The organism is Polyangium fumosum (genome assembly GCF_005144585.1).
In the GTDB taxonomy this organism is placed as follows: Bacteria; Myxococcota_A; Polyangia; order Polyangiales; family Polyangiaceae; genus Polyangium; species Polyangium fumosum.
Map to the genome: position 1 here is coordinate 21,517 of NZ_SSMQ01000012.1, position 26,835 is coordinate 48,351.

Here is a 26,835-nt window from a genome sequence, read left to right on the forward strand (position 1 = left end):
GGGATCGGCGATCAGCCGAGCGACGCGCGCGCGGCTTCGACCGTGCGCGTGATGTCCTCGTCGGTGTGCGCCGCCGAGAGGAACGCCGCCTCGTATTGCGACGGCGGCCAGTAAATGCCCCGCGAGAGCATGCCCGCGTGCCAGGCCGCGAAGCGCTTCGTGTCGCTCTGCGAGGCCTCGGCCCACGACCGCACGGGTTTGTCGTTGAAGAACAGCGTGATCATCGAGCCCACGCGCTGCACCGTGGCCGGCACGCCCGCCTTCGCGGCTGCGTCCTTGAAGCCCGCTTCGAGTGCGGCGCCGAGCTTCTCGACCTTCTCGTACACCTCGGGCACGAGCCGCTCGATCGTCGCGAGCCCGGCCGCGACCGCGACGGGGTTTCCGCTCAACGTGCCGGCCTGGTACACGGGCCCGAGCGGCGCGACCACGTTCATCACGTCTTCCCGGCCGCCGTAGGCCGCGAGCGGCATGCCACCGCCGATGATCTTGCCGAGCGTCGTGAGATCCGCGCGCAGGCCGTAGCGCTCCTGCGCGCCTCCGCGCGCGAGGCGGCAGCCCGTCATGACCTCGTCGAAGATCGAGATCGCGCCGTGCTTGCGGCAGAGCGAGAGGATCGCTTCGAGGAAGCCGGGCTCGGGCGGCACGCAGCCCATGTTGCCGACGACGGGCTCCACGATGACGGCCGCGATCTCGCCGCCGCGGGCCGCGAAGAGCGCTTCGAGCGCCGGGATGTCGTTGAACGCGAGCGTCAACGTCGTCTTCGCGGTGCCCTCGGGCACACCGGCGGAGTCGGGGACGCCGAACGTTGCGAGGCCGCTACCTGCTTTGACCAGCAAGTGATCGGCGTGACCGTGGTAGCAGCCCTCGAACTTCACGATGACGTCGCGGCGCGTGAAGCCGCGCGCCACGCGGATCGCGCTCATCGTCGCTTCGGTGCCGGAGGACACGCAGCGGAGCTTCTCGATGCCCGGGTAAAGCGCGCGCACGGCCTCGGCGAAGCGCACCTCGCGGGACGTCGGCGCGCCGAACGAGAGCCCGCCCTCTGCGGCTTCTTGCACGGCGCGGATCACGTCGGGGTGCGCGTGGCCGAGCAGCGCCGGTCCCCAGGAGCCCACGTAGTCGACGTACTCGCTGCCATCCTCGCCGAAGACACGCGCTCCCTTGGCGCGGGCGATGAACACGGGGTTCCCGCCGACAGCGCGGAAGGCGCGGACGGGGCTGTTGACGCCGCCGGGGATGACGGCGCGCGCGCGCTCGAAGAGGGCCTGAGAGATCGTGTCGGACATGAGGTCGGTGACTATGCGCGCCTTGGGTTCGGGGGCAAGTCCGAGGTATCCTGCGGCGGGCTTTCTTCGCGCCGCGGCGCTTCGCCGCTGCGTTTTTCCCAGGGGAATCCATGGCGAGAACACCGCTCTTTCGATCCTTGTCCCGCCTCCTCCAGATCAGCCGGGCCGCGCGCCAGACCGGCATCCCCGCATCCGAGCTCCTCGCGATGCAGCGCGAGCGCGCGACCTTGCCGCGCCGTCGTTTCCTGGAGATGAGCGCCGCGGCGCTCACCTTGCCGATCGCCGCGAGCGCGTGCGGAGGCGAAGATCCGCCGAAGCCGCCGCCCGCGGGGGAGCCGACGATCGCCATCGTGGGCGGCGGCATCGCGGGCCTGCACTGCGCGTATCGGCTGAAGAAGCTCGGCGTCACGGCGACCGTGTACGAGGCCTCGAAGCGCATCGGCGGCCGCATGTACTCCGACCTTGCGACGTTCCCCGACGGCCAGCACTGCGAGCTCGGCGGCGAGCTCATCGACACGGGCCACGAGACGATGCACGACCTCGCGGCCGAGCTCGGGATCGACCTGCTCGATTACAAGGAAGACGATCCGAACCTCGAGCACCTCGTCGCCCACTTCGGGGGCACGAAGCTCACGGAGGCCGAGATCCTGTCGGGATTCGAGCCCATCGCGGCGAAGATCGACGAGGCCCTCGCGACGCTCACCGATCAGGAAGACCTCTTCGTTTATTACGACAAACCGAACGGCGGCGAGGCGCTCGACGCGCTCTCGCTCTCGGCGTGGCTCGATCAGATCGGGACGAGCGGGCCGGTGCGGACGTTGCTCGAGGTCGCGTACAACATCGAGTACGGCCTCGAGCCCGACGTGACGAACGTGCTCAACATGATGTTCCTGATCTCGACGGACACCTCGTCCTTCGACGTCTTCGGCGACAGCGACGAGCTCTTCCACGCGAAGGACGGCAACGACACGTTCCCCACGCGCCTCGCCGAGGACCTGAACCCCGAGCAGATCGAGCTCGAAGCGGCGCTCGTCGCGCTCCGCGAAGAGGCGGACGGGCGGTACGTGCTCACGTTCTCGCGCGGCAGCGGCACGTTCGAGGTCACGGCGGATCACGTGGTGCTCGCGCTCCCGTTCACGAAGCTGCGCGAGGTGACGCTCGACGTCGAGCTGCCCGACGCGAAGAAGCGCGCCATCGCCGAGCTCGGCTACGGTACGAACGCGAAGCTGATGGTGGGTTTCTCCTCGCGCCCGTGGCGCGACGCCGGGTCGAATGGCGAGACGTTCTCGGATCTGCCGTACCAGTCGACCTGGGAGACGAGCCGCTTGCAGCCGGGCGCGAGCGGCATCCTGACGAATTTCACCGGCGGCAATCCAGGCATCCAGATCGGCATGGGCACGCCCGAGGAGCGCGCGGCCGAGTTCCTGGATCAAATCGACCAGGTTTTTCCTGGAACCAAAGCGGCCCACAACGACAAGGTCGCGCGGTTCCACTGGCCGACGCACCCGTTCACGCTGGCGAGTTATTCGGCCTACAAGGTCGGGCAATACACGACGATCACCGGGTCCGAGTCGCTGCGGGTCAAGAACCTCCATTTCGCCGGCGAGCACACGAGCCTCGACGCGCAAGGCTACATGGAAGGTGGCGCGCTCTCGGGGGCCATCGCCGCGGACGAGATTGCCGGGGATCTGGGGATCTCGACGCAAGCACTCTTGCGCGGGCAGGAGGAGCGGCCGCGATCGTTGTGGCTGCCGGGTGATCGCATTCTCGCGCGGGCGCGGGCGGCGCGCACGCATCGACGGTGGAAGACGGCCCTGCGGCGGGCGCGCTGATTCGATTCGTCAACCGCGCCCACATCGCGCCACGGCCGACAGCATCTTCAAAAGCGTCGCCCCTTCCCGCACGAGCGCCGGCACGCCGCGCAGCGTCGTCCCCGCGTCCGCCTTGTGCGTATGCCCGTACAGCCCCGTCACGTGAATGCCCTGACAAACGCCCGCGGGCAGGCGTTTGGCCAGGGCGAACGCTTGTTCGTATGGGATCACGTCGTCGTCCGCGCCGTGGATGAAATGCACGGGGCAGCGGATGTCCCCGAGCAGCGGGCTGGGATCGAGCCACGTGAACGCGTCGCCCGATCGGCCGAGCGCCGCGTCGACGAGCGCCTTCGTGTCGCCCGAGACGCCCGTCGCGGCGTAAAACAAGGGATGATACGCCGGCGCGAGCTCGTCCGCGACCGCCCGCGCAATGGCTTGCCATTTCCCGTCGACCTTCATTTCGGGCCGCCCCCACGTCGCTTCCACGTATTTCCGCAAGGCGGCGACGAGCGGCGCGGGATCGTCGGGTTTGTCGTGGAGCCAGGGCAGGAGGTTCATGAACACGACCGGGCGGTTCAACGGGTCGTGCGCCGCGCCGGGGCGACCGTGGATGCAGAATCGCAGCGTGTCCCCGAAATCGGCATATCCGCCGAAGACGATCAAGGTTCCCACCTCGGAGGCGAGGCGCGAGCGCGCCGCGAGCCAAAGCGAAGGGAGTGATCCGAACGAAATGCTGAAGACGCCCGGCCGACCCGGCGGGCGGCCCGGGAGCGCGAGCAGGGCCGAGAAGGCGCGCGAGAGGTCGTCGAAGACGCCTTCGCCGAGCACGAGCGACGTGAAATCGGGCAGGCGCGGCGCGAGCACCGTGAGGCCCGCATTCGCGAGGATCCGCGCGAAGCGATCCATCCGCGGATCGAGCGGGCCGAGGTAATGGAGGCCCGGCACGAGCAAGAGCGAGCCCACCGGCGTTTGGCGCCGGGATCGATACACGAAGGCCGAAAAACCGCGCTCCCCGGCGCGGCGACCTTCGAGGGAGAGCTCTTCGCGCGTGACGTCGTGGGGCGCGGCCTGCCCGTCTGTCCAGGGGCCGAGCCAGCGCCCGAGCTCGATCATCGTTCGCAGGTCCACGAGCGGCCGCACGCGCGACATATTTCTCCTTTCGCGAGCCAGCACCCGCGACGCCCACGACGATAGCCTTGGTCACGCCCCCTGGAAAACGCGTGTGCCACTTCGGTCTATAAGTGTTTGGCATCACGATCATAGGCTTCGCTCGAAATTTGTTGCGACGCAGCAATCGGGTTGGATCTTGCTCTTGTCGTCGGAAAGGAGCCCAAAGGAGGGACGTTTTGCTACCCTCGGGGGGCCATGGCCGGGGATCGAGACGCGGACATCGCCGTCCTCGCGACGGGCGCCCTCTTTCACGGGGCCTACGAGGTCGTGCGCTGCATCAAGGCCGGCGGCATGGGCGCGGTGTACGAGGTCTTGCAGAAGAACACCGAGCGACGCCGCGCGTTGAAGGTGATGCTGCCGAGCCTCGTGAGCGACCCCGAGATGCGCGCCCGCTTCGAGCTCGAAGCCAAGATCGCGGCCGGGATCGAGAGCGAGCACATCGTCGAGACGCTCGACGCCGGCGTGGACGAAGCGACCGGCATGCCGTTCATCGTGATGGAACTCCTCAAGGGCGAGGAGATCGGCGCCCTGCTCAAGGTGCGCAAGCGCCTGCCGCCCGAGGAGGTCGTCACGCTCCTGCACCAGGCCGCGCTCGCGCTCGATCGCACGCACGCCGCCGGCATCATCCACCGCGATCTGAAGCCCGAGAACCTCTTCCTGACGCGCCGGGACGATGGATCGCCGCGCCTCAAGATCCTCGATTTCGGCGTGGCGAAAATCGTGGCCGACGGAACGGGAAGCTCGAACACGACGAAAAGTGTCGGTTCGCCGCTCTACATGGCCCCCGAGCAGATTGCCGGGGAGGCCATCGGGCCCCACGTCGATCGGTACTCGCTCGCCCACATCGCGTTCACGATGCTCGTCGGAAAGCCGTACTGGGCGCGCGAGCGCAAATCCGCCCAGGGGCTTTATCCCTACCTGATGCTGGTGGCGCGCGGCGCCCAGGTGCCGTCGAGCGAGCGCGCGAAGGAGCTCGGGGTGAGCTTGCCCCCCGCATTCGACGGCTGGTTCTCCCGGGCCACCGCGCTCGACACGAGCACGCGGTTCGACGGCTCGGTGGCCATGGTCGCGGCGCTCGCGGAGGCCTTCGACGTCAAACCGCCCGCGGCCTCGACCCCGCCGCCCGGCACGCGCGCGGTGCTGCCCTCGATCGTGCTCGAACCGGCGCGCGAACTGCCGCTCTCCCAGCCGCCGCCGGCCGACGGCGTGATCACCGCGACCGCGCCGCCCGTCCCCGCGTACGTCGCGGCCATCGAGGCGAGCGGGCCGTCCCCCCTGCCTTCGTCGCTGGAGCCGCCGCCCGAGTCGACCTCGCCCGGCGCGGACCCTTCGGCGCCGGCGCTGACCCGTTCGAGCGGCGAGCCGCTGAGCTCGCCGGCGGAGCCGCGGTCCAGGCGGCGCTCGTCGGTCACGCCCCTCTTCGCGCTCGTGTTGCTCTTTGCAGGCGTGGGCGCGGTCGGCGCCGCGCTCGCGTTCTGGCCCAAAGGCGGGCCGCGCGCAGCATTGCCCTTGCCCTCGCCCACCATGGCGCCGACGCCGACGCCCGGGCCCACGTCCTCGTCCCCGGCGCCCGCGGCCGTCGTCCCCGCGGCGCTCTCCAGCGCCGAGCCGACCACGATCCCCGAGCCTGTGGCCTCCGCGTCGGCCGCGCCGGTTGGGGAGCCTCTGCCCTCGTCGTCGTCGGCCACGCCCGTCGCATCGGCCGCGTCCTCGGACAAACCCGCCTCTCCGCTCCCCTCGACCAGCGGGTGGAGCCGTGGCAAGCCCGCGGGCACCGGCACGTCGAAGACCCCACCCAAGGGGAAAAATCCGCTCGATGAATATTGAACGTCCGATCTTGGCGACGCGGAAGCACGCGTTCGCCGTCTCCGCGCTTTTGATCGTCTCGGTGTGCCCCGGGCGCGCGCTCGGTGAAGACAAACCTCGGGATCCCGCGGCGGCCGAGGCGCTCTACCTGAGCGGTCGCAAGCTCGTGACCGACGGCAACTGGGCCGAGGGCTGCGCGAAGTTCGAGGCGAGCATGGAGCTGAACCCCGCGGCGAGCACGCTGATCAACATCGCGAAATGCCGCGAGCACGAGGGCAAGCTGACGCAGGCGCTCGTCGACTACCGCCGCGCGGTGCAGCTCAACCAGGACACGCTCGGCGAGGAGCGCAAGAAGCAGCTCGAACAGGTGGCGAAGGACGGGATCGCGGAGATCGAGCCGCGCCTCGCGCACGTGGAGCTCGTGGTGAACGCGCGGCCCGAGGGGCTCGAGGTCGTGCGCGACGGCATCCGCCTGCCGCTGGCGGCGCTCGGCGAGACGATCCCGCTCGATCCGGGCAAACACATGTTCGAGGCGAGCGCGCCTGGCTTCGAGACGATCGAAAGAAACATCGAGATCGCGGAAGGCCAGAAGGCGAGGGTGGAGCTCGCGCTCGTGCCCGCCGCGGCGGTCGCGAAAACACCGGCCTCGCCGCCCACGGACAAACCCAAGCCGCCCCCGGCCTCGGGCGGCGTGCCGGCCTGGGCGTTCGTCGCGGGCGGGCTCGGCCTCGCGGCGGTCGGCGTCGGCGTGTACTTCCGCTTCGATCAGATGGCGGCCGAGGAGAGGATCCAGGCGAACTGCCCGGGCACGCCGCCCATTTGTGATCCCACGAAAGCGTACCGGCCCGACGACGACAACATGCGCAAGGACCGGAGCTTTTACCTCTTCGTGGGCCTGACGGCGGTCGGCGCGGTGGGGATCGGCGCGGCGGTGGTCGGCATCGCGCGTGGGCTCTCGCAGAAGAAGCCGCAGGCGCAGAGCCTGCACGTCGTGCCGTACGTCGGGCGCGGCGACGGCGGGCTCGTGCTCCAGGGAGCTTTCTGACGATGGCGAAGGGGCACTCGCAAGGGCTCACGCTCGCGCTGCTCGGCGTCGCGCTCTCCGGCTGCCCGATCGACGACGCGCAGGTCGGCGAGGCAGGATCGTCGAGCAGCAGCGGCATGACGGCGTCGTCGAGCTCGGGCAGCGGCGGCGCAGGCGGGATCGGCGGAGGCGGCACGGGCGGCGCCGGTGGCGGAAGCGGCGGCATGGGCGGCGGTTGTCCCGTGGAACCCGGCTTGCCCGGGAGCTGCGACGTGGCCGGTTGCCCCGCGTGCCCGACGCTCGTGATGTTCGCGACCGGGACGCAGGGCGGCGTCACGAAGCGGTTCCAGTCGAAGGACGGCTGGACGATGGAGACGGCCGTGAGCGAGAAGAGCGCCGATCCGCCGGCGTTCGTGATCCTCCCCGGCCAGAAGGCCGGCGTCGCGCTCCTGCGCAGCAGCGAAGGCGTGACGAAGGATCGGATCCGCGCGTCGACGTGGACCGAGGCGGGCGGCTTCGGGCTCGTGACGAACGTGGGGGCGAACGTGAGCACGCGGGCCACGCCCGGGATCGCGGCGTCGAGCGCCGCGGCGCACATCGTCTACCAGGACGTGACCAACAACCGCTACTGGTACGCGGCGTACACGCCCGCAAGCGGGTTCGCCCCGACGAACGAAGAGGTGAAGGTCGGAGTCGACACGTACAGCCTGGGAGATGCGGCCGCGGCGATCACCGTGCTCGGCATGGATCCCGTGATCACGAACGACGGGTGGGGCGACCCGAACCTGTACACGCAGCGCCGCGCGGCCGGCGTGTGGGAAGCGGCGACCCAGCACCTCGCGGCGTTCGACGTCGACGACACCACGCCCGCGATCGCGGCGCTCACCTCGACGCAAGGTCCCGAGCTCGTCCTCGTCTTCACGCGCGCGAACGACAAGCAGCTCGTGTTCCTCACGCGCGAGGGCGGGACGTGGAGCACGACGCCGGTCGAGATCACGGGCGCGAAGTCCACGGAGCTCACGCTGCTCGCGTTGCCCTCGGGCGGGGCGCTGCTCGCCTACCGCGAGGTCGCCACGGGGAACCTGCACTGGGCGCGCTTTGACGGCGTGGCCTTCTCGGCCGTGGAAAACCTCGCGCTGAAGGCGATAGGCCGGCCCGCGCTCGCGCTCGGCGCGGGGGACGCGGAGGCCGAGCTCGTCTACGTGGACACGACCGGGAAGGCGCACCATGCGCGCCTGCAGAACGGCACGTTCACGACGCCCGTGCTCGTCGGCGGGACGAACCTCGTCGGCGTGGCGATCGCGACGAACCTTTGAGCTGAAACGAGAGGGGAAGGGGGGGATGCGGTGTGCATCCCCCTCGCGGGGGCGGACCGTTCAGGGGACGAACGGATCGCAGTCGACGAACACGACGTCGCTCTTGCTGCGCGGCATGAGCTTGAAGTGGTTGAACGAGTAGCCGTGGACGCCGGTGATCGAGGTGAACTTCGATCCCACGGCGCACGTGTTGTTCAGGCCCATGTTCAGCGCCGCGTCGGTGATCTGGTCGTCGATGCGCAGGTTGCCGGTGACCGTGAACTCGTCGTAGTCGCCGGCCGGTCCGTCCGAGTTCACGACCGTGATCGCCACGTTCACCACGCGCACGAGCATCGACTCGTAGCCCTCGGCGAACATGCCGTTCGTCGCGATGGTGGCGGGATCCGCGACGTCGATCGGGCCAAAGGGCAGCGTCGTGCTCGCTTCGTCGACGGTCACGATCGGGGTCGTGATCTCGCCGAGGCCGAAGTACTCCTCGTACTCGCCCGTGATGCTGACGCGGTTGCCGACCTGGACCTGCGGCGCCGTGCTGCCCGTGAAGACGAAGATGCCGCTGAAGGGCTTCAGCGACGCATCCTGCACGTAGAAGCCGCGGCTGTTGCCCGTGTTCGGGCGGAGGGCCGTGACGAAGACGTCCTTGATCGCGACGGCCGAGCCCGCGGCCGGGTGCTCGGGGTGCGCCGGGTTGCGGATCACCTCGATGAGCATGGGCTTGGGCGGGCAGAGCGGCGTGCCGAAGTTCGGCTCGGCGCACGGATCACACACGTCGCCGTGCCCGTCCGCGTCCGCGTCGGCCTGGTCGCTGTTCGCCGCTTCGGGGCAGTTGTCGTTGCCGTTCGGCACGCCGTCGGCGTCGATGTCGTTCGCGTCGAGCGACGTGCAGCCGTCGTTCGCATCGAAGGGGCACGCGTCGCAGACGTCGCCGATCTTGTCGCCGTCGATGTCGGCCTGCGCGCCCTGATCGAGCGGCCGGATCGGGTTGAAGACCTTGGGGCAGTTGTCGACGTCGTTCGCGATGCCGTCGCCGTCGTCGTCCTCGGCCGTGATGCCGTTCGCGTACTCGGTGCGCCAGGGGACGCAGCTCGGCTCGATGTTGGGCGTCACGTCGTTGCAGAAGAAGAGCGGGTAGAACGCCTCGCCGGCCGTGCGGATCTGGTTCAGCGTGATGCCGTTCAGGTCCTTCGCGACGCACGCGCGCTTGTCCCTCCCGCAGACGGGCAAGGGCTCGCAGTTCGAGCCCCCGAAGGCCGGATCGATCACGAGCTTGTCGTCGCCGTAGAGCGCCTTGCCGCCGCGCAGGACGAGCACGACGTCCTCGACCCCGGCGCCGATCACGGCGCGGTGATCCTTGCGATCCTTGCCGTCGAAGATCGTGATGTCGGCGGCGTAGCCGGGCTTCAGCATGCCGACGATGTCCCCCGCGCCCGCGGCGAGCGCGGCGTTCGTGGTGACCATGCGCCAGAGCTCCAGGTCGGAGAAATGGCCGTCGTAGTGGAGCGTGTTGAGCTCGTCCGCGCAGCGCAGCTCGCGAAGCAGGTTCATCGAGCCCGAGGCCACCCAGTCGGTGCCGAGCGCGATCGGCACGCCGAGCGTGTCGAGCAGCGTGACGCTCGCGGTGTTGCCGTAGAGATCGATGTTCGAGCGCGGCGACCAGACGACCGTGCTGAAGTCCTTGCGCATCTCGGCGAAGTCGTCGGCGTTGAAGCCGATCGCGTGCACGATGGCCGTCTGCGGTTGGACGATGTCGTTCGCGCCCGAGATCTGGCAGGTGATCTCGTTGTGCGCGGCCTTGTCGATGCCCTCGCTGACGTGCGGCACATACGCTTCGAGGTCGGCGATGGCCGTGGCGGCCGTGGGCGAGGGGTAGTTGCAGCCCGACTCGAGCATGAGGCCGCCGCTGTCGCCGAGCGGGAACGTGTCGGAGTCCGCGGGCGGGATCGGCAGGCCCTCCATCCGGCCCTGCACGTCGAGGTTGCGGAGCAGGCCGGCCTGGCCGCCCGCGCCGAGCGTCGACGTCGCGCCGCTCATCACGAAGCGCAGCTCCGCGAACCGCACCACGTCGCCGCTCGCGCCGCCGTTCACCGAGATCTTCGGCAGCCCCGGCGCGCCCTTTCGCCACTGATGGCGGTGCGTGTAGCGGACGCCGTCGTGCGTCTTCGGCGGGTTGTTCGCGAAGCCGATGTGATCGTGCGCGTTGATGAGCCCCGGCGAGATGACGCCGTCCGCGCACTCGATGATCGTGGGATCGGCTGCGGCGGGCGAGGCGCTGCAATCGCAGTCGACGCAGGCGATGCTGCCCGTCGTGTCGAGCGCGAGCTCGCCGCGGTGGAACGTCTGATCGGGCGCGAGCACGGTGCCGCGGAAGATCGTGCCCGAGGTCCCCTGCTTCACGACCGCACACGTGCCCTGAGGCGGCGGCGTGAGCGGAGCGCCCGGACACTCGATCACGACGCCGCTCGGCGCGCCGCCGCTGCCTCCAGCGCCGCCCTGACCGCCTTGCCCTCCAGCGCCGCCCTGACCGCCCTCGCCCGCAACGCCGCCCTGTCCCCCTTGTCCGCCGACGCCGCCTTGCCCTCCGGCCCCGCCCGGGCCCGCGCTGCTGCTGCTCGTCGTGGTCATGCTGGTGCCCCCTTCGGCACACCCGGCCGCGATCGCGGCGAGTGGGAGCGTCAGGGCCATCGTGCAAAGAAAGAGCGAGGGACGGGTGAAGCGCGGCGGTCTCATGCTCGCATCTTACGCGAAGATGAGCGGCTCGGCTGCTCGTCCGCGCGTCCTGACGAACGGCGTCACGCGTTCGTCACGCCTGATCGACGCAGCCGTCGTGGGCGGCCCGGTGACCCTCGCTCCACTATCGACGCGCCGCGCCGCGCGCGCTAAGCACCTCGCCGGAGAGCGTGCATGAAGATCTTCATCGACTCGGGTGACATCGCGGAGATCAAAGAGGCGCAGGCGATGGGCGTCGTCGACGGCGTGACGACCAACCCCTCGCTCCTCGCGAAGGGGGGCAAGCCCACGAAGGTGGCCATCGCGGAGATCTGCGAGGTGGTCGACGGCCCCATTTCGGCCGAGGTCGTCGGCGTCGAGGCCCAGGAGATCCTGCGCGAAGGCCGGGAGCTCGCGCGGATTCACAAGAACGTCGTGGTCAAGGTCCCGCTCATCGACGAGGGCCTGAAGGCGGTCCGTGTCTTCACAGCCGAGGGGATCAAGACGAACGTGACGCTCTGCTTCTCCGCGTCGCAGGCGCTGCTCGCGGCGAAGGCGGGCGCGACGTACATCTCGCCGTTCGTCGGTCGGATCGACGACATCTCGGGCGACGGCATGGACCTCATCCAGCAGATCGTGCAGATCTACCGGAACTACGAGTTCAAGACCGAGGTCCTCACCGCGAGCGTGCGCCACCCCGTGCACTTCGTGCAGGCGGCGATGATCGGCGCGCACGTGGCGACGCTGCCGCTCAAGGTGATCAAGCAGCTCCTCAAGCACCCGCTCACCGACCTCGGCCTCGCGCAGTTCCTCGCGGACGCGAAGAAGATCCCGCAGTCGTAGCCGTGGCGACGAAGAAGAAGGGCAAACCCGCCCCGCCCGCGCCTGCACCGAACGTGGTGGAGGTCGCGACGCGGGGCGGGCCGTTCGAAGGCGCCTCGCCCGTGGTGATCCGTCGCCGCGCCGGCAAGATGCTCGAACACCTCGGCCTCACGGCGGTCGAGCTCAGCATCGCGCTCGTCGACGACGCGACGATCCACGAGCTGAATCGTTCGTACCGGCACAAGGACAAACCCACGGACGTCCTTTCTTTTCCGCTGCACGAGCGTCCCCCCGGGTGGAAGCCGAAGGGAGCGAAGGGCGCGGAGATCGGCGCGGGATGGCCCCACGAAGGGCCTCTCGGGGACGTGATCCTCTCGATCGACACGGCACGGCGACAGGCCGCGGATCAAGGTCGTCCGCTGCTCGCGGAGCTCACGATGCTCCTCGCGCACGGCCTCTTGCACCTCGTCGGGTACGACCACCGGACGGCGGCCGAGGATCGCGAGATGACGGCGCGGACACGGGAGCTCGAAGCGGTGGCGAACGCGCGGATAGCAGGCGCCCCCCGGTGACATTCCCGAGATTTTGCCTTGCGAGGCCACTCTTCGCCTGTTAAACGGTCGCCCGCTCGCGTCCAGGACGTGCTCGGACAGAGCCATTTCATGGGGTCGTCACCGATATCGGGCGGCGATCCAAGAGGAGGGCAGGATGCCTCTTAGCAAGCTGACGAAAGCCCAGATCACGGCCGCTCTCGCCGAGAGCACCAGCCTCGACAAGAAGGCCGTGGGTAGCGTCCTCGACGCGCTCTCGGCGCTCGTGGCCAAGCAACTCGGATCGGATGGTCCGGGCGAAATCACGATACCGGGGCTCGTCAAGCTCAAGGCGAAGGCGACGCCCGCCACCGCCGATCGTCAGGGTGTCAATCCGTTCACGAAGGAGCCCATGACCATCAAGGGCAAGCCCGCGAGCCGCAAGGTCCGCGCGACGCCGGTCAAGGGCCTCAAGGATCAGGTGGGCGCGTAACCGAATCTTCGGTTTACGTTTCCGTTTCGCCGGAGCCGGCGCGAGCCTCATCGCTCGCGCCGGTTTCGTTTTTCGAACGCGCCTCACGACGAGATCGCCAGGCGAACGCGGCGATCGCGGCCACGAAGACGAAGCCGAGCGGCTTGTCCCCGAGGAGGCCGTAGACCGTGAGGGATCCGTCGCGCAGCGTGGGCGTCGCGACGAGCGTGGAGGTCGACGCGGAGGCATCGCGCGCGACGACGACGCCCCGCGCGTCGATCCACGAGAGCACGCCGAGGTTCACGGCGCGCACGAGGTCCAGGCGATGCTCGATCGCGCGCATCGCCGCGAGCCGCGCGTGGAGTTCAGGCTCCGCGGTCCCCACGAACCAAGCGTCGTTCGTGACGTTGACGAGCAAGTTCGGCTGGAGCGCGCGTGTGATCCGCAGGCCGACACCGGCGAGCGTGTCCTCGTAGCAGTTGAGCACGCCCATGCGCACGGGGCCGTCCGCGTGGGGAAGCACGAGCGCCGTCGGCTCGGTGCCCGGCACGAGGCCGCCGCTCGCCTGGAAGATGCGGCGTAACCATGGGATGTAGCCGCCGAGCGGGACGGTCTCGCCAAACCAGAGCAACTCGAGCTTGTCGTACGAGGGCTGGAGCGAGCCATCGGGCAGGACGAGGGTCGCGGAGTTGCGGCTGTTCGTCTCCACGACGCCGGGGCTCGTGGCCGTCGGCTTCTCCAGCATGATGAGCCCGAACAGGATCGGCCCGCGCGCGCCGTCCCCGTGCACCGCGCGTGGCCCGCGCGGCGCCTGCGTCGTGCCGTGCATGAGCGGGTAGGGGTAAGCCGCCTCGGGCCAGACCGTGAGGTCCACGCCGCCCGCCTCGGCGTCCTTCGTGAGGCGCCGCAAATCGCGCAGGATCCCCGCGTGATTTTTCGGGTCCCAGCGCTCCGTCGGACCAACGGCCTGGTTGAGGAGCGCGACGCGGATCGTGCGCACCACCGAGGGCTGCGTCGTGAGAAAGCGGATGCGGAGCGCGCCATGGATCACGAGCAGCGCGGGGATGGCTGCGGCGATCACGAGCGGGACCGTGGTCTTCGCGCTGAAGCGCGCCTTCATGGAGGCCGCGTCCTCCGCGAACATCGCCTGGAGCGCACGCGCGAGGAACGCGGCGGAGACGGCGAAGATCACGGACACGCCACGCTCTCCGACAAGGTCCGCGAGCTGCACGAGCGCAGGCCATGGGCTCACGAGGCCAGCCGGCGTCCACGCGAAGACCGAAGGGAGCGAGACCGCGACGAACACGCCGAGGGCAAACGCGAGGACGAACGGCGCGCGCGCGCGGCGATGGACGAGGTGCGTTGCGGCCGCGCCGATCGCCCAGATGAGCGATTGCCCGGCGGCGAGGAGGACGAGCGCGAGGTACGAATTGGCCGAGCCGAGCGGCGTGAAGCGCTGCACCACGCTCGGCACGAAGCGGAGGCCCACGATGCCCGCGGCCGTCGCCCACGCCGCGCCGCGGCCGAACGCGCGCCACGCCGTCGGCGCGTCTTCGAGGGACCACGCGAGCAGCGCGAGGCCGAGGAACACGGCGGGATAGAGGTCGGTCGGGGGCGAGGTGAGGGCGAAGAGGATCCCCCCGGCGATGGCCAGGAGGAGGGCCTTGTGGCGCCGCAGTCGTTGCATGGTGGGGAAGCGGCCCGGCGGCAGAGAGGGCCGGGCCGCGTGCGGAAGATCTAGCAGCGGCGAGGGGCGCGCGCCGGGAGGCCCGGCGCGGGCATCACCACCAGAACGTCAGGCCGCCGCGGAAGAGGCCGCCGCCGGAGGTGTTCGTCGTGCGCCCCGTGTTCGGATCGATGAACTCGGCCGGGCCCGTCTCGGCGTTGTCGTCCGTCCGGTGGCGGACGAACGCGAGCGCGTCGAGGTTGAGCGCGAGCCTGCGCGAGACGCGGAACTCGAGGCCGATGCCACCTTGCCCGCCGAAGTAGCTGTACTCGGCGGAGAAGTTGTTGCCGTCGCGGGTCGGCGACAAACGCGGGTCCGCGTCCTCCGATTGCACCGTCGCGCTCGACCAGTGCACGCCGCCGGTCAGGTAAAACTGCGCGCGGCTGCGCGGGTTCACGTAGAGAATGCCGTTCAACGAGAACGGGGTCTCGACGCGATCGAAGCCGTTGTAGTCCGTCCCGCCGAGGATGTCGAACGAGCCCTCGATGGCAAACGCGGGCACGGGCCGGTAGCGCAGGCCGAGCCCGAAGCCACCCATCCCGGCGTCGGGATGCGCGCTCGGCGCGCCGTTGTCGCGACGATCACCGCCGCCGATCGAGAGGCCCTGCAGGCGCAGGTTGAGGCCCCACTCGGGCTGCCAGCGGCGCTTCGCGGGCACCACGATCGGCGTGCGCAGACGCGCGGGCGCGGCCATCACGCGGACCGGCGGCGGAGGCGCGGGCGGCGGCGTCACGCGGACCGCCGGGTGGTGCCGACGAACCACGTGCGTCCGGGCACCCGGCGCGACGATGATGATCTGCGTTTGCGCCGGCTGCTGCTGCACGACCTGCGGCTGCTGCGGCGCGGGTTGATAAATGACGACCGGCGGTTGGGAACGACGAACCTGGGGCGCGGTCCGCGCGGGCGGCGGCGGAAGCGCCTCGTCTTCTTCTTCGACCACCTCGACGGCGGGCGGCGGAGGCGGGAGCGTGTCGGCTTCGGGCGGGGGCTGCGCGGGAGCTTGTGCCTCATCCGCGCAGAACCACGAGCCCGGCGGGCAGTCCGCCAACGCGACGGCGGGTTGGCTCAGAGCAGCGGCAGCCACGATCAAAGCAGGGGTCAAGCGGCGCATGGGACGACTCCTCGTTTGTGCTTGCAGCCTAGCAACCGGAGTGCCATCGGCCAGCACGCTTCGGTAGACGGTTTCCGCGAGATCTCGGTGCACTCGCGTGCATCGTCCGCCACGGCGGGCTGTGATGAAAGGTTCACACGGTGGCCAAGCGCCTGCCTACAGAAAACAATACCCCAGTCAGCCGCCCATCGGTATGCCTTCCGAGGGGGGCTTCGGCATTCGTTCTTCCGACCGGACACGCCCCGGGAGCGGGACGCCCATGAACGCGCGCGCGAGATCCGCCCATGCCCCCGACCCGAGTCCTGCGCGCCCCGAGGGGCGTAGGCCAGGGTCCCCCATCCCCGTCGTCACCCTCAAGCCGGGCCACGTGAGGCCCGTCTGGACCGGACACCCCTGGGTCTTCGCGCAGGCCATCGCCCGCATCGAAGGCGGCGCCCTCCCCGGCGACGAGGTCAAGGTCATCGACCCCCACGGCGCGACCTTGGGCCACGGCCTCTACACCCCCCGGTCGGCCATCCCGGTCCGCATCTACACCCGCGACGACGCGCCCGTCGACGGCGCGCTCTTCCGCCGCCGTATCGAACGCGCGATCCAGCACCGGCGTGATCTCGGCCTGCCGAACCACGCCGCGGGCCACGAGACCACGGCTTACCGGCTGATCCACGCCGAGGGCGACGGGCTGCCGGGGCTCGTCGTTGATGTCCTCGGGGACGTGGCCGTGGTGCAGATCGGCACGATCGGCGTGAAGCGGCGCGAGGGGATCGTGTTCGACGCGCTGTCCGAGCTGCTCTCGCCGCGCGCGATCGTCGACCGCACCTCGGTTGAGCTCGCGAAGAAGGAAGGCTTCGAGGCGGCCGCGGGGGTGGTCCGCGGCGATACGAGCGTCGACCGGTTCTCGTTCGTGGAGCGCGGGCTCCTGTACGAGATCCCGCTCGCGCTCGGGCAGAAGACGGGGTTTTATCTGGATCAGCGCACGCTCCGGGCGCGGGTCGAGCAGCTCGCGCATGGGCGGCGCGTGCTCGACGCGTTCTCCTTTGTGGGGACGTTCGCGATGGCCGCGGCGCGCGGGGGCGCGAAGGAGGTCGTCGCGGTCGACGAGAGCGCGCTCGCGATCGAGGTCGGCGCGGAGTGCGCGCGTAAGAACGGGCTGCTCGGGCGGATCCACTTCCAGCGCGACGACGCGCGCCAGGCGCTCTCGCGGGCCTCGGCTGAGGGCGGCTTCGACATCGTGCTCTGCGATCCGCCGAAGCTCTCCCCGACGCGCGGCGCGAAGGAAGGCGCGCTCGGCGTGTACAAGGCGCTCGCCTCGGCGGGCTGCCGGGCCACGAAGGCGGGCGGGATCCTCGTGCTCAGCTCGTGCTCGAGCGCCGTCTCGATCGACGACCTGACGCGCGCGCTCGCCCTCGGCGCGCGGGAGGCGCGCATGCACGCGGTCATTTTCGATCGGCACTTCCAGGGCGCGGATCATCCGGTGAGCGCGGCGTTCCCCGAGGGCCTCTACCTGAAGAGCGTGATCGCGCGGCTCGAGGTGCTGTGACCGGCGTGTCCCCCTCGGCTGCGCCGCGCGCGCTCGCCGCCATGCGCCCGGAGGAGGCGCGTGGCCTCTCCGGGCTCGTGTTCGATCTGGACGACACGCTGCTCGAGCACGGCGAGCTCACGGAGGTCGCGTATACGTCGCTCTTCCGGCTGCGGGAGGCGGGGCTCCGGCTCGTGGCGTGTACGGGGCGGCCCGCCGGCTGGGCCGAGGTGCTCGTGCGGCAGTGGCCGCTCGACGCGGCGATCGCCGAGAACGGCGCCGTGGCCTTCGTCAAGGAGCGGCGCCCGTTCGGCGCGCCCCGCTTGCGCCTCGTGTTCCCGGCGGATCTCGCGGCGGCGGGGGCGAGGCGCGCGGAGCTTCGGGCCCTCGCCGAGGAGCTCGTCCGGCGTTTTCCGACCGTGGCGCTCGCGGACGACAACAGCGCCCGCTTCACGGACGTGACCCTCGACATCGGCGAGCACTGCCGCGCGCCGGCCGAGGACGTCGCGGCCATGCGCGCGGAGGCCTCGCGGCGCAACGTCCACACGCTCGCGTCGAGCGTGCACCTGCACCTCTCCTTTGATCCGGCTGACAAGGCCACGGGTACGCTCCGCCTCCTCGAAGCGGCGTTCGGGGAGGACCCGACCCGCGCGCGGCTGACCTACGCGTTCGTGGGCGACAGCGGCAACGACGCGGCGGCCTTCGCGGCCTTCACGACGACGATCGGCGTGGCGAACGTGCGCGCGTACTTGCCCATGTTGCCCGTTCCGCCGAAGTATGTGACCCAAGCTGCCATGGGCCGAGGTTTCGCGGAGCTCGCGACAACCCTCGTGGATCTCCGCGTTCCTCCCGGTTGAAGGCGGGACGGCAACGCATCAATGTGAAGTTTGTCACGCGATCCGCGGGATGGAACGTGGGATGGACCAGCAACGGCGCACAGGGAGGAGGAGGCGGAACGAAGAGCCCCCCACTCTCTCCGAGATTCGCTATCTTGGCACCATCCGAAGTGGCTCTTCGCCCTGGGAGACGGGTATCGTAGCGGCTCTCCCTCGTGGCGGGGCCTTGGGCCGAACCCCGAGGCGAGTCCCCCTGGATCCGAGCATGTCCACCGGCTGAATGGCTTCTCGAACTCCCGCCCCCGGCGCGATCGTCGACAACAAGTACCGCCTTGCAGAGCGCATCGGCGGTGGCGGGATGGGCCACGTCTTTCGTGCGGAGAACGTGCTCGCCGGCCGCGCGGTCGCGATCAAGTTCCTCCACCCCGAGCTGTCGGAGAACACCGAGCTCGCGCAGCGCTTCTTCCAGGAGGCCCAGGCGGTCAACCGCATCCGCCACCCGAACATCGTCGACGTGATCGACGCGGGCGTGGGCGAGATGGGCCCCTACATCGTGATGGAGCACCTCGAAGGCGAGGGCGTGGGCTCCGCGCTGCAGCGCCTCGGGCGCTTCGACGTCGACGCCTCGGTCGCGACGTGCATCCCCGTCCTCGAAGCCCTCGACGCTGCCCACCGCGTCGGCATCATCCATCGTGATCTGAAGCCCGAGAACGTCTTCGTCGCGTTCGACGTGTCGCGAGGTCAAGCCGTCGTAAGGCTTCTGGATTTCGGTATCGCGAAAGTGCTCGACTCGAGCGGGCCCTCGCCGCGCACGCGCACCGGCGTGGTCTTCGGGACGCCCGACTATCTCTCGCCCGAGCAGGCCACGGGCGACGCGCCGATCGACGGCCGAAGTGATCTCTTCGCCGTGGGTGTGCTGCTCTACGAGCTGCTCACGGGCACGCGTCCCTTCCGCGCGCCGACGGCCGTGGCGACGGCGTTCCGCGTGGTGCACGCCGAAGCGCCCACGCTCGCCGCGGCAGGCGTGCACGTCGATCCGCGGCTCGAAGCCGTGGTCGCGAAGCTCCTGCAGAAGGATCCGATGAAGCGCTACGCCACTGCGGGGGAGGTGGCGCGCGAGCTCGATCGGTTCTCGTCGGATCCGACGAAGCGCTCGACGGCGCTCGGCCGGATCATCAACCTGCATCGACGCGTCGCGCACGCGAGCGTGTCGCAATCCCAAGGCGCGCCTCCGCCCCCGCCGCCGGCCACGATTCTGCCGGAGCCGGATCGCATGAACACGCCGCTCCGCGAGCCGCCCCCCGTGCCCGCGCCGATCCGGCCCAGCGTGCGGACGAGCTTCACGGATTCCGGCGCCTCGTCGATGCCGTACGCGCCGACGCGTGTCGTGCCGAGCATGGGGAGCCCAGGCCGTACGAGTGATCCCGGGCCTCCGCCGCGCGGCGACTACATCGCCTCGCCACGCAACGTCGAGCCGCTCGTGCCTCCGGCGATGCCGAAGCCCCTCGGCGTGGCGCGGAGCACGGCCTCCTCGGCGAGCTCCGCGAACACGTCGGCGACCTCTTCGAACGCAGGTCCGCCGTCGCGGTACGTCCAGCCGCGCGCAGCGTCGCGGTTCCCGGGGATGTACCAGGTGCGCGGCGCCGTGCTGCGCGCCGTGGACAAGGCCCTCACCGAGGACGCAGGGCCGCGCGTGCGCGAGCAGGTCGTGGCGCAGCTCCCGCAGCGCTACGCGGAAGACTTCCTCAACGACTCGATCAACGCGCTCGTCGCGTACGACCTCGAAGCGCTCGACGCGTACATGGAGATCGCGACCGCGATCTCGCTGCACGAGCCTTCCCGATGGCGCGCGCTCGGCCGTCTCGCGATCGGCGGCGAGCTCCACAACACGGTGCGCAGCGTGCTCCGACCCGCGCCGGATCTTCAGATCGCGATCCGCCGCGGCATCTCGATCTGGTCGCGGCTCTTCAGCTTTGGCGCATGGAAGGTAGGCGCGAGCCAGAGCGGCAAGGTCGTCCTGCAAATCGCAGAGTTCGAGCCAGCCTCGCTCGCGTTGCGTCTCTGGGTCGTGGGCATGGTCGAGGAGACCGCGCGCCGCGCCGCGAGCTTCGACGTGCGCGTCGCGATCACCGCAGGCGAGGTCGGGTTCACGCCCGAGCTGACCTGCGAGATCGTCTAGCAGAGGCGTTGCGCTGGGGCTTTGCCCCAGGCCCCACCAGGGGTTGTCCACCCCTGGACCCGGACCAGCGCAAGCGCTGGACTCGGGGTCGATGACCTGCGCGGTGCGCAGTTCATCGAACAGCCGCCGTCAAGACCACCAAAGATCTTGCCGACCAAGACCGCAGCGCGGACGGCTTGACGGGCAACGCCCCGTCGCCAGCTCGACATGCACGCCCGTGGTCTTGCCACCGGCCCGTTGGAAGAACTGCGCATCGCGCAGTTCTTCCATTCCCGGTCCAGGCCGTGCCTGGTCCGGGTCGAGGGGCGGGCAGCCCCCGCGGGGTCCGGGGCAGCGCCCCGGCTCCGGAGAGTCAGGACGGCTTTTCGGCCTGGAAACAAGCCCGGCAGTACACCTTCTGGCCTTCGGCTGGCTTGAAGGGGACTGTGGCGGCGACGCCGCAGGCTGCGCACGTGATTGGGAAACCACGACCACGCGGGCCACGCGGGCTGGAGGAGGCGCGCGGGCTCTGCGTGCGATCTTGGGTGCCGTCTCGCGGGGCTTGGCCTCGGGGAGAGAAGCCGCCGCGGGGAGCGGGCGAAGCGGGACGGCCGTAGGAAGGGTACAGGGCGAAGTGGGGATCGGGCATCGGGCTCCGGTATTCGTTCACGTCGCCCGTGTATCGGCCGGGGCGCGCGGGGGGATCGTGCCTTCGGCCTTCGCGCCCGCGCGGAGCGCTGCGGGCTGGGCCCTCGCTGCGGCTCGTGCTCTTCGACCGCTTCTCGCGCCAGCAGGGCTTGCACAGCGTTGGCGGGGACGAAAGCCCTCGCTCGGCGCGCGCGGCCGCGTCGTCGGCGGAAAAGAGGAACGACGAGCCGCAGCTCGCGCAGTTGATCTGCTCGTCTCGATGCTGCTCCATGGACACTCCGGAAACTCTTCGCAAAGGGCGCGGGTGCTCGGACCCGCGTGCCCGCGTGGTGTGCTCGGCACGCCCCTGATTTCACGGCAAAAACGCCCGCCCTTTGTGGGACGAGCGCTCGGAGATCGTGGAGAGCAAGGTGACATGGAGCCCCTCGGGGTCAAGGCGCTCGTTCCTCGCTTCCACGGGCCGTCCGTGGTCCGCCTCGGCTGTGCGCGACGCGTGAAGACGCGAGGGGATATCACCGCGTTTTGGCCAGTGCTACAAGGGGAGCCACGACGCCATTCCGCCTTCGCTACGCACCGCGCGTGACGCTTGTTCGCGTGCACCTCGTGACGTTGTGAAGAGCGCCCTTCGAGCAGAGTGATGACCCACGCCCCCTTGCATCTGACGGACAGCGACTTCGACGCCTATGCCCCGGAGAAGTCGACGTCGAACGCCTACTCGCGCCCGCGCCTCGAAGTGAAGCAGCGTGCGCTTGCCTGGGCGCGCGGCGTGATCACGCGCCTCGCGGAGCTCGGGATCACGGTCGACGTGCACGGCTCGGACGAACATCCGACCCTGCGCAACAAGAAACGCGTCGAGTGCCAGTGGGTCTTCTTCTGGCGCGACGCTGCGGCGCGCGAGGAGCTCGAGCGCCTGCTCGACGCGGGACGATCGATCTCGGCTGCGATCGATGATCCGAGCCCGTACGGTCGGCATGCGTTCCTCGCGCTCCGGATCGCCTCGCACGGCGTCGAGGTTTGCTTCGCCGTGCACCCTGAGGCGAAGGTTGACATCGACAACCTTCGCGCGCGGCTCGCGGCGAAGGATGCGGCGGACGGGACCGGACCGACGGCGCTCGCTGCCGAGCTCACGGCCGCGCTGCGCGCCCTCCCCGAACAGTTCGCGGTGGGCGTCGGCGCGGATCGCGTGGCTGCAAGCGCGGCGACGCCGGAGGCGATCGAGGCGATGCTGGAGCGCGCGGCCGAGGGGCAGGTGCCGCTCTGGATTGGATGGGCCGTGCCGCGCGAGGTCGCGCTGGAGCATGCGGAGATCCTCGACGAGCAGCTCGAGGATGCGCTCCTCGCGCTCGCGCCGATCTACACGCTCGTCGCTTGGTCGCGGCAGAACGATCACATCGCGCTCGATCGGCGCCTCGAAGGCATCGAGCGCGAGCGGGCCCGAACGCACGCGGAGGCTTCGGCGCAGACCGAGAAGTGGCAAGCCGAGCAGGCGGCTGCGCGGGAGCGATCCCTCGCGGAGGCGAAGGCCCGTGGCGAGGCCGAGGGGCCGCGCGTGTCTTCGCTCCCGTTCGGGTTTGGCGCGCGCGCGGGGCATGGCGCGCCGCGCAAGCCCTCGCTCGACACGTTGTTCAAGCCGAGCCAGAAGGCCGAGGGCGATCGCGATCGGCGCGGCGGAAAGCCGCACGAAGCGAAGGCTCCTCAAGCACCGGCTGCGCCGCGTGAGCGCGAGCAGACGCCCGCGCCGCCTCGCGTGGCGCCCACGCCTGCGGCCTCGGCGCCTGCGCCCGTGGCTTCGAGCAACACGAGCGCGTCGGCGCCGACCACGATGGAAAAGGGCGCGCGCGTGCGTGTCTTGAGCGGCGCGTTCGTGGACAAGATCGGCATCGTCGGCGAGCTCGACGGACGCGGCGGCGCGCGTGTGCTGCTCGGTCTCTTGTCGACGCGGATCGAGGTGACGGATCTCGCGCTCGTCCCCGAGGGGCGCGAGCGACCGGCGATCCAGAGCTCCCACCGGCGGCCCACGGCCCCGATGCCCCGCAAAGCGCGCTGATGCAAAAGGTCGCACCCTCCGAGTTCCCCACAGGGCTCGGCGCTCAGTTCCGCCGCAACATCTGGCTCTATCTGAGCGGCGCGGTCCTCCTCGCGGCGCAGCAGCTCCTCATGGTGAAGCGCGACTTCCTCGTGAGGGATGCCGTCGACGCGGCCGAGCAGCTCCGCTCGAGCGACGCGGCGCAGGATGCGCTGCTCATGCTGGGCGTGGTCGTCATGGCCGCGGTCGTGCGTGTCCTCTCGCGCTGGACGATGTTCACGGGCGGCAGGAACGTCGAGTACGAGCTGCGCGCGGCCCTGCTCGCGCGGCTGCACAAGCTCGGCCCCGCGTTCTTCCGGCGCATGCCCACGGGCGAGATCATGAGCCGCTCGACGAGCGACCTCCAGCAGGTCCGCCTCCTCCTCGGCTTCGGCATCCTCAACGTGGTCAACTCGCTCCTCGCGCTCGCGAGCGCGCTCTACGTCATGGTGCGCGTGAGCGGGAAGCTCACGCTCGCGGCGCTCGTGACGTTCCCCGTGCTCATGCTGACCACGCGCACCTTCTCGGGGAAAATGTTCCAGCGCATGCGCGAGAACCAGGAGGCGCTCGGCAAGATGAGCGACCGCGTCCTCGCGAGCCTCGCGGGGGTCCGCGTGGTGCGGAGCTTCGCGCTCGAAGAGGCGGAGATCGCCACGTTCGAGCGGGCGAACCGGGACTACGTCGAGAAGAACCTCGTGCTCGCGCGCATCCGCGGATCGATGCAGCCCATCATGGGCGCGATCCTCGCGGCGGGGACGCTCATCGTCTTCTGGTACGGCGGCTCGCTCGTGCTCCAGGGGGACATCACGAAGGGCGCGTTCATCTCGTTCTGGACCGCGCTCGGCCGCCTCATCTGGCCGATGCTCGCGCTCGGCTTCGTGACTGCGATCGTGGCCCGCGGCCGGGCGAGTTACGTGCGCCTCAAGGCGATCTTCGACGCCGTGCCCGAGGTCGTGAGCGGCGCGCTCCCCGCGCCCGAGGCCGTCTCCGGCGCGCTGCGCGTCGAGGGCCTCGCGTTTGCCCACGGGGAGCGGAAGGTCCTCGACGACGTCCGGTTCGACATCCCCGCGGGCGGATCCCTCGCGATCCTGGGGCGCACGGGATCGGGCAAGAGCACGCTCGCCACGCTCCTGCCGCGGCTTTTGCCGACGCCGCGCGGAACGGTCTTCCTCGACGGCAAGGACATCTGCGAGCTGCCGCTCGAGGTCGTGCGCGAGAGCATCGGCTACGCGCAGCAGGACGCGTTCCTCTTCTCGACGACCGTCGCGCAGAACATCGGCTACTCGCTCGAAGAGCAGGACTCGCCGGAGGCGATGGAGAAGATCCGCGCGGCCGCGACCGAGGCGGGCGTGCTCCAGGAGATCGAGTCCTTGCCGGACGGCTTCGACACGGTCGTCGGCGAGCGCGGCGTGCAGCTTTCGGGCGGCCAGCGGCAGCGCGTCGCGCTCGCACGCGCGCTCCTGCGCGAGCCCAAGGTCCTCGTCCTCGACGACCCGATGTCCGCGGTCGACGCGAAGACCGAGGCCGCGATCCTCGGCGCCATCGAGCGCCAGGCTGCGCGCCGCACGCTCGTCCTGATCACCCACCGCGTCGCCGCGGCGAAGCGCTGTGATCGCATCATCGTGCTCGAACACGGGCGTGTCGTGGAGGAAGGCTCGCACGAGGAGCTCGTGGCGGCCGGCGGCCTCTACGCGTCGTTCGCCGAGGAGCAGGAGATCGAGGAGAAGCTCGCTGCGTTCGGCGCCGAAGACCTGCCTTCCTCGATGCCCTCGCCGGAGGCCGTGCCCGCATGACGACCTTGTCTGTGGATCCCAAGGCGAACGGCGCGAAGGCGGCGGCGCCCGGCAAGACCCGGGCCGAGACGGCGCTCGCGCGCTTCCACGAGGAGGACCGCCTCGGCGAGGGCCTCGACGCGAACATCCTCGCGGGGCTCTGGCCGTTCATGCGGCCGCACGCGAAGTGGCTCGTCCTCTCGCTCGTGCTGCTTCTCCTCGGCTCGGGCCTCGCCGTGCTCCAGCCGTGGCTGATGGGGCGCACGTTCGACGCGTTCGAGCATCCCGACGCGGCGCGGACGCTCATGCAGATGGGCGCCCTCATTCTCGTCTTGAAGCTCGTCGAGCAGTCGATCGCGTTCCCGCAGGTCTACCTCATGCAGCTCGCGGGCGCGCGCGCGTCGGGGGACCTGCGCGCGCACGTCTTCCGCTTCCTGCACACGCGCAAGCTCGGCTTCTTCGATCGCACGCCCGTCGGTCGGCTCGTCACGCGTGTCACGAACGACGTCGACGCGATCAACGAGATGTTCGCTTCGGGCACGTTGAACGCGATCGGCGATCTCGTGCGCCTCGTCCTCATCATCGTGGTCATGTTGCGCCGCGACTGGCAGCTCGCGCTGATCACGTTCGTCGCGGTCCCGCCGGTCGCGCTCGGCGTCATGTGGACGCGGCGCCGGATCCGCGACGCGTTCCGCGAGATCCGCGTCAAGACGGCGCGCATGAACGCGTACTTGAACGAGCAGATCTCGGGCATGGCCGTGGTGCAGGCCTACGCGCGTGAGGAGCAGAGCGCGCTCGAGTTCGACGACATCAACGAGGCGTACCGGCAGGCGAACAACCGCTCGATCGTCTTCGATGCGGCGCTCGACGCGGCGATCGAGCTCGTGCAGAGCCTCTGCATCGCGGCCGTGCTCTGGTACGCGGGCGTCCGTTCGCTCTCGGATCGTGTCTCGTTCGGCACGCTCGTCACGTTCGTCGCGTACATCGAGATGTTCTTCATCCCGATCCGCGACCTCTCGGCGCGCATGACGCAGCTCCAGTCGGCGCTGGCCGGCGCGGAGCGTATCTTCCAGCTCCTCGACAACAAGGACGAGGACGCGCCGGTGCCCGCGGCTGCCGCCGAGGGGCAGGCCGAGAAGAAGGACGCGGGGTTCGGGGCGAAGGACGCCGAAGGCGATCCGGAGCCCCGAGCGTCGACCAGCCTCGCGTTCGAGCTTGATCACGTCGACTTCGAGTACAAGCCCGGCGTGCCCATCCTCCGCGACGTCTCGATCCACGCGGGCAAGGGCGAGAAGATCGCGCTCGTCGGCGCGACGGGCGCGGGCAAGACGACGGTCGCGTCGCTGCTCCTGCGCCTCTACGAGGCCAAGCAGGGCTCGGTGCGTGTCTTCGGCCGCGACGTGCGGAACGCGCCGCGCGACGAGCTTCGCAAGAGTTTTGCGGTGGTGCCCCAGGAGGTCTTCCTCTTCCCCGGCACGATCGCGAGCAACATCGCGGCCGGCGACGTCGAGGTCGACCGGGCGCGTGTCGTCCGCGCGCTGGAGCGCATCGGCGCGCTCGATCTTTTCGAGCGTCGCGAGGGCGGGCTCGAAGCCAAGGTCGAGGAGCGCGGATCGAACTTCTCGGCGGGCGAGCGTCAGCTCATCGCGTTCGCGCGCGCGCTCTACCGCGACCCGCCGATCCTCGTGCTCGACGAGGCGACGGCGAACATCGACAGCGACACCGAGGCGCGCCTGCAGAAGGCCGTATGGGCCGCGATGCAGGGGCGCACCGCGCTCATCATCGCGCACCGGCTCTCCACGATCCGCGCGGTCGATCGCATCGTCGTCTTCCACAAGGGACGCGTCGTCGAGCAGGGCAGCCACGAGACGCTGCTCGCGCAGGGCGGGGCGTACGCGCGCCTCTACCAGCTCCAGTTCAGCCGGACCGAGGCGCACGCCGCGGAGTAGGCGTTCCGCGAGGGCGAGGTGGCGTTCCGCGAGGGCGGGGTGCCGTTCCGCGAGGGCGGGGAGTCGTTCCGCGAGGGCGGGGCGTCGTTCCGCGAGGGCGGGGCGTCGTTCCGC

Annotated in this window: 20 protein-coding genes; 14 read left to right on the forward strand and 6 right to left on the reverse strand. The window is 70.1% G+C overall.

Translation table 11 applies throughout. From position 1 onward, the window contains the following. Positions 1 to 11: 11 nt before the first annotated feature. Positions 12 to 1,286, reverse strand: coding sequence for a glutamate-1-semialdehyde 2,1-aminomutase (gene hemL / locus E8A74_RS13620; RefSeq protein ID WP_136929421.1), 1,275 nt, complete (start codon positions 1,284 to 1,286; stop codon positions 12 to 14). 137 nt (positions 1,287 to 1,423) lie between these two features. Here hemL and E8A74_RS13625 point away from each other — a divergent pair, with 137 nt between their 5' ends. Beyond that, positions 1,424 to 3,118 (forward strand): flavin monoamine oxidase family protein, encoded by a 1,695-nt coding sequence (locus tag E8A74_RS13625; RefSeq protein WP_232379539.1) that lies wholly within the window; start codon positions 1,424 to 1,426, stop codon positions 3,116 to 3,118. 9 nt (positions 3,119 to 3,127) lie between these two features. On the opposite strand, the gene E8A74_RS13630 is transcribed toward E8A74_RS13625, so the two are convergent. After that, on the reverse strand, positions 3,128 to 4,246 hold the full coding sequence (locus tag E8A74_RS13630; RefSeq protein WP_136929423.1) for an alpha/beta hydrolase: 1,119 nt from the start codon (positions 4,244 to 4,246) through the stop codon (positions 3,128 to 3,130). Between the two features lie 216 nt (positions 4,247 to 4,462). Between E8A74_RS13630 and E8A74_RS13635 the strand changes: the two genes are divergently transcribed. The 3 genes from E8A74_RS13635 to E8A74_RS13645 are packed head-to-tail and all read left to right on the forward strand — an operon-like array spanning position 4,463 to position 8,413. Continuing rightward, positions 4,463 to 6,094, forward strand: a complete 1,632-nt coding sequence (locus E8A74_RS13635) for a serine/threonine protein kinase (protein ID WP_136929424.1) — start codon at positions 4,463 to 4,465, stop codon at positions 6,092 to 6,094. Then, positions 6,084 to 7,118 (forward strand): PEGA domain-containing protein, encoded by a 1,035-nt coding sequence (locus E8A74_RS13640; RefSeq protein ID WP_136929425.1) that lies wholly within the window; start codon positions 6,084 to 6,086, stop codon positions 7,116 to 7,118. The genes E8A74_RS13635 and E8A74_RS13640 overlap by 11 nt, the downstream gene beginning before the upstream one ends. A 2-nt stretch (positions 7,119 to 7,120) precedes the next feature. Beyond that, the gene (locus tag E8A74_RS13645) at positions 7,121 to 8,413 is read left to right on the forward strand and encodes a hypothetical protein (RefSeq protein ID WP_136929426.1); all 1,293 of its coding nucleotides are present in this window, start codon (positions 7,121 to 7,123) and stop codon (positions 8,411 to 8,413) included. A gap of 60 nt (positions 8,414 to 8,473) precedes the next feature. On the opposite strand, the gene E8A74_RS13650 is transcribed toward E8A74_RS13645, so the two are convergent. Continuing rightward, the gene (locus E8A74_RS13650; RefSeq protein WP_136929427.1) at positions 8,474 to 11,137 is read right to left on the reverse strand and encodes an amidohydrolase family protein; all 2,664 of its coding nucleotides are present in this window, start codon (positions 11,135 to 11,137) and stop codon (positions 8,474 to 8,476) included. On the opposite strand from E8A74_RS13650, the gene E8A74_RS13655 reads away from it, so the two are divergent. The 4 genes from E8A74_RS13655 (at position 11,136) to E8A74_RS13670 (ending at position 12,961) form a co-directional block, all read left to right on the forward strand. Beyond that, on the forward strand, positions 11,136 to 11,315 hold the full coding sequence (locus E8A74_RS13655; protein ID WP_136929428.1) for a hypothetical protein: 180 nt from the start codon (positions 11,136 to 11,138) through the stop codon (positions 11,313 to 11,315). The two genes, E8A74_RS13650 and E8A74_RS13655, sit on opposite strands and share 2 nt — an antisense overlap. After that, entirely contained in the window at positions 11,312 to 11,959 is a 648-nt protein-coding gene (fsa, locus tag E8A74_RS13660) for a fructose-6-phosphate aldolase (protein ID WP_136929429.1), read from the forward strand. Before E8A74_RS13655 ends, fsa begins: the two co-directional genes overlap by 4 nt. 2 nt (positions 11,960 to 11,961) lie before the next feature. Next, complete coding sequence (ybeY, locus tag E8A74_RS13665; protein WP_232379540.1) at positions 11,962 to 12,510, forward strand: rRNA maturation RNase YbeY; 549 nt, start codon at positions 11,962 to 11,964, stop codon at positions 12,508 to 12,510. Positions 12,511 to 12,646: 136 nt separating this feature from the next. Further along, positions 12,647 to 12,961, forward strand: coding sequence for an HU family DNA-binding protein (locus E8A74_RS13670; protein ID WP_136929430.1), 315 nt, complete (start codon positions 12,647 to 12,649; stop codon positions 12,959 to 12,961). Positions 12,962 to 12,974: 13 nt separating this feature from the next. Here E8A74_RS13670 and lnt read toward each other — a convergent pair whose 3' ends face one another. Together lnt and E8A74_RS13680 are read right to left on the reverse strand one after the other, a co-directional pair. Further along, positions 12,975 to 14,627, reverse strand: a complete 1,653-nt coding sequence (lnt, locus tag E8A74_RS13675; RefSeq protein ID WP_136929431.1) for an apolipoprotein N-acyltransferase — start codon at positions 14,625 to 14,627, stop codon at positions 12,975 to 12,977. A 94-nt stretch (positions 14,628 to 14,721) separates the two neighbouring features. Then, positions 14,722 to 15,777, reverse strand: a complete 1,056-nt coding sequence (locus tag E8A74_RS13680) for an outer membrane beta-barrel protein (RefSeq protein ID WP_136929432.1) — start codon at positions 15,775 to 15,777, stop codon at positions 14,722 to 14,724. A gap of 259 nt (positions 15,778 to 16,036) precedes the next feature. Here E8A74_RS13680 and E8A74_RS13685 point away from each other — a divergent pair, with 259 nt between their 5' ends. From E8A74_RS13685 to E8A74_RS13695, 3 genes are all read left to right on the forward strand, one after another. Beyond that, on the forward strand, positions 16,037 to 17,314 hold the full coding sequence (locus E8A74_RS13685) for a class I SAM-dependent rRNA methyltransferase (RefSeq protein ID WP_136929433.1): 1,278 nt from the start codon (positions 16,037 to 16,039) through the stop codon (positions 17,312 to 17,314). Between the two features lie 5 nt (positions 17,315 to 17,319). After that, positions 17,320 to 18,150, forward strand: a complete 831-nt coding sequence (locus E8A74_RS13690; RefSeq protein WP_232379542.1) for an HAD-IIB family hydrolase — start codon at positions 17,320 to 17,322, stop codon at positions 18,148 to 18,150. Between the two features lie 259 nt (positions 18,151 to 18,409). After that, positions 18,410 to 20,308: a serine/threonine-protein kinase gene (locus tag E8A74_RS13695; RefSeq protein ID WP_136929434.1), complete on the forward strand. Its 1,899-nt coding sequence runs from the start codon at positions 18,410 to 18,412 to the stop codon at positions 20,306 to 20,308. A gap of 352 nt (positions 20,309 to 20,660) precedes the next feature. Here E8A74_RS13695 and E8A74_RS13700 read toward each other — a convergent pair whose 3' ends face one another. Beyond that, positions 20,661 to 21,206, reverse strand: coding sequence for a CxxC-x17-CxxC domain-containing protein (locus E8A74_RS13700; protein WP_136929435.1), 546 nt, complete (start codon positions 21,204 to 21,206; stop codon positions 20,661 to 20,663). 366 nt (positions 21,207 to 21,572) lie between these two features. On the opposite strand from E8A74_RS13700, the gene E8A74_RS13705 reads away from it, so the two are divergent. The 3 genes from E8A74_RS13705 to E8A74_RS13715 are packed head-to-tail and all read left to right on the forward strand — an operon-like array spanning position 21,573 to position 26,721. Continuing rightward, the gene (locus E8A74_RS13705) at positions 21,573 to 22,982 is read left to right on the forward strand and encodes a transcription termination/antitermination protein NusG (RefSeq protein ID WP_136929436.1); all 1,410 of its coding nucleotides are present in this window, start codon (positions 21,573 to 21,575) and stop codon (positions 22,980 to 22,982) included. Beyond that, the gene (locus E8A74_RS13710) at positions 22,982 to 24,793 is read left to right on the forward strand and encodes an ABC transporter ATP-binding protein (RefSeq protein ID WP_136929437.1); all 1,812 of its coding nucleotides are present in this window, start codon (positions 22,982 to 22,984) and stop codon (positions 24,791 to 24,793) included. Before E8A74_RS13705 ends, E8A74_RS13710 begins: the two co-directional genes overlap by 1 nt. After that, on the forward strand, positions 24,790 to 26,721 hold the full coding sequence (locus E8A74_RS13715; protein ID WP_136929438.1) for an ABC transporter ATP-binding protein: 1,932 nt from the start codon (positions 24,790 to 24,792) through the stop codon (positions 26,719 to 26,721). The genes E8A74_RS13710 and E8A74_RS13715 overlap by 4 nt, the downstream gene beginning before the upstream one ends. The last annotated feature ends 114 nt before the right edge of the window (positions 26,722 to 26,835 follow it).

Excerpts from the sequence above, each read along its gene's own strand:
- E8A74_RS13705 (WP_136929436.1), top strand. The coding sequence starts at position 21,573 with ATGACCCACGCCCCCTTGCATCTGACGGACAGCGACTTCGACGCCTAT.
- lnt (WP_136929431.1), bottom strand. The coding sequence starts at position 14,627 with ATGCAACGACTGCGGCGCCACAAGGCCCTCCTCCTGGCCATCGCCGGG.
- E8A74_RS13710 (WP_136929437.1), top strand. The coding sequence starts at position 22,982 with ATGCAAAAGGTCGCACCCTCCGAGTTCCCCACAGGGCTCGGCGCTCAG.
- E8A74_RS13715 (WP_136929438.1), top strand. The coding sequence starts at position 24,790 with ATGACGACCTTGTCTGTGGATCCCAAGGCGAACGGCGCGAAGGCGGCG.
- E8A74_RS13680 (WP_136929432.1), bottom strand. The coding sequence starts at position 15,777 with ATGCGCCGCTTGACCCCTGCTTTGATCGTGGCTGCCGCTGCTCTGAGC.
- E8A74_RS13640 (WP_136929425.1), top strand. The coding sequence starts at position 6,084 with ATGAATATTGAACGTCCGATCTTGGCGACGCGGAAGCACGCGTTCGCC.
- E8A74_RS13670 (WP_136929430.1), top strand. The coding sequence starts at position 12,647 with ATGCCTCTTAGCAAGCTGACGAAAGCCCAGATCACGGCCGCTCTCGCC.
- E8A74_RS13655 (WP_136929428.1), top strand. The coding sequence starts at position 11,136 with ATGCTCGCATCTTACGCGAAGATGAGCGGCTCGGCTGCTCGTCCGCGC.
- E8A74_RS13630 (WP_136929423.1), bottom strand. The coding sequence starts at position 4,246 with ATGTCGCGCGTGCGGCCGCTCGTGGACCTGCGAACGATGATCGAGCTC.
- fsa (WP_136929429.1), top strand. The coding sequence starts at position 11,312 with ATGAAGATCTTCATCGACTCGGGTGACATCGCGGAGATCAAAGAGGCG.
- hemL (WP_136929421.1), bottom strand. The coding sequence starts at position 1,286 with ATGTCCGACACGATCTCTCAGGCCCTCTTCGAGCGCGCGCGCGCCGTC.
- E8A74_RS13700 (WP_136929435.1), bottom strand. The coding sequence starts at position 21,206 with ATGGAGCAGCATCGAGACGAGCAGATCAACTGCGCGAGCTGCGGCTCG.
- E8A74_RS13695 (WP_136929434.1), top strand. The coding sequence starts at position 18,410 with ATGGCTTCTCGAACTCCCGCCCCCGGCGCGATCGTCGACAACAAGTAC.
- E8A74_RS13645 (WP_136929426.1), top strand. The coding sequence starts at position 7,121 with ATGGCGAAGGGGCACTCGCAAGGGCTCACGCTCGCGCTGCTCGGCGTC.
- E8A74_RS13685 (WP_136929433.1), top strand. The coding sequence starts at position 16,037 with ATGAACGCGCGCGCGAGATCCGCCCATGCCCCCGACCCGAGTCCTGCG.
- E8A74_RS13635 (WP_136929424.1), top strand. The coding sequence starts at position 4,463 with ATGGCCGGGGATCGAGACGCGGACATCGCCGTCCTCGCGACGGGCGCC.
- E8A74_RS13650 (WP_136929427.1), bottom strand. The coding sequence starts at position 11,137 with ATGAGACCGCCGCGCTTCACCCGTCCCTCGCTCTTTCTTTGCACGATG.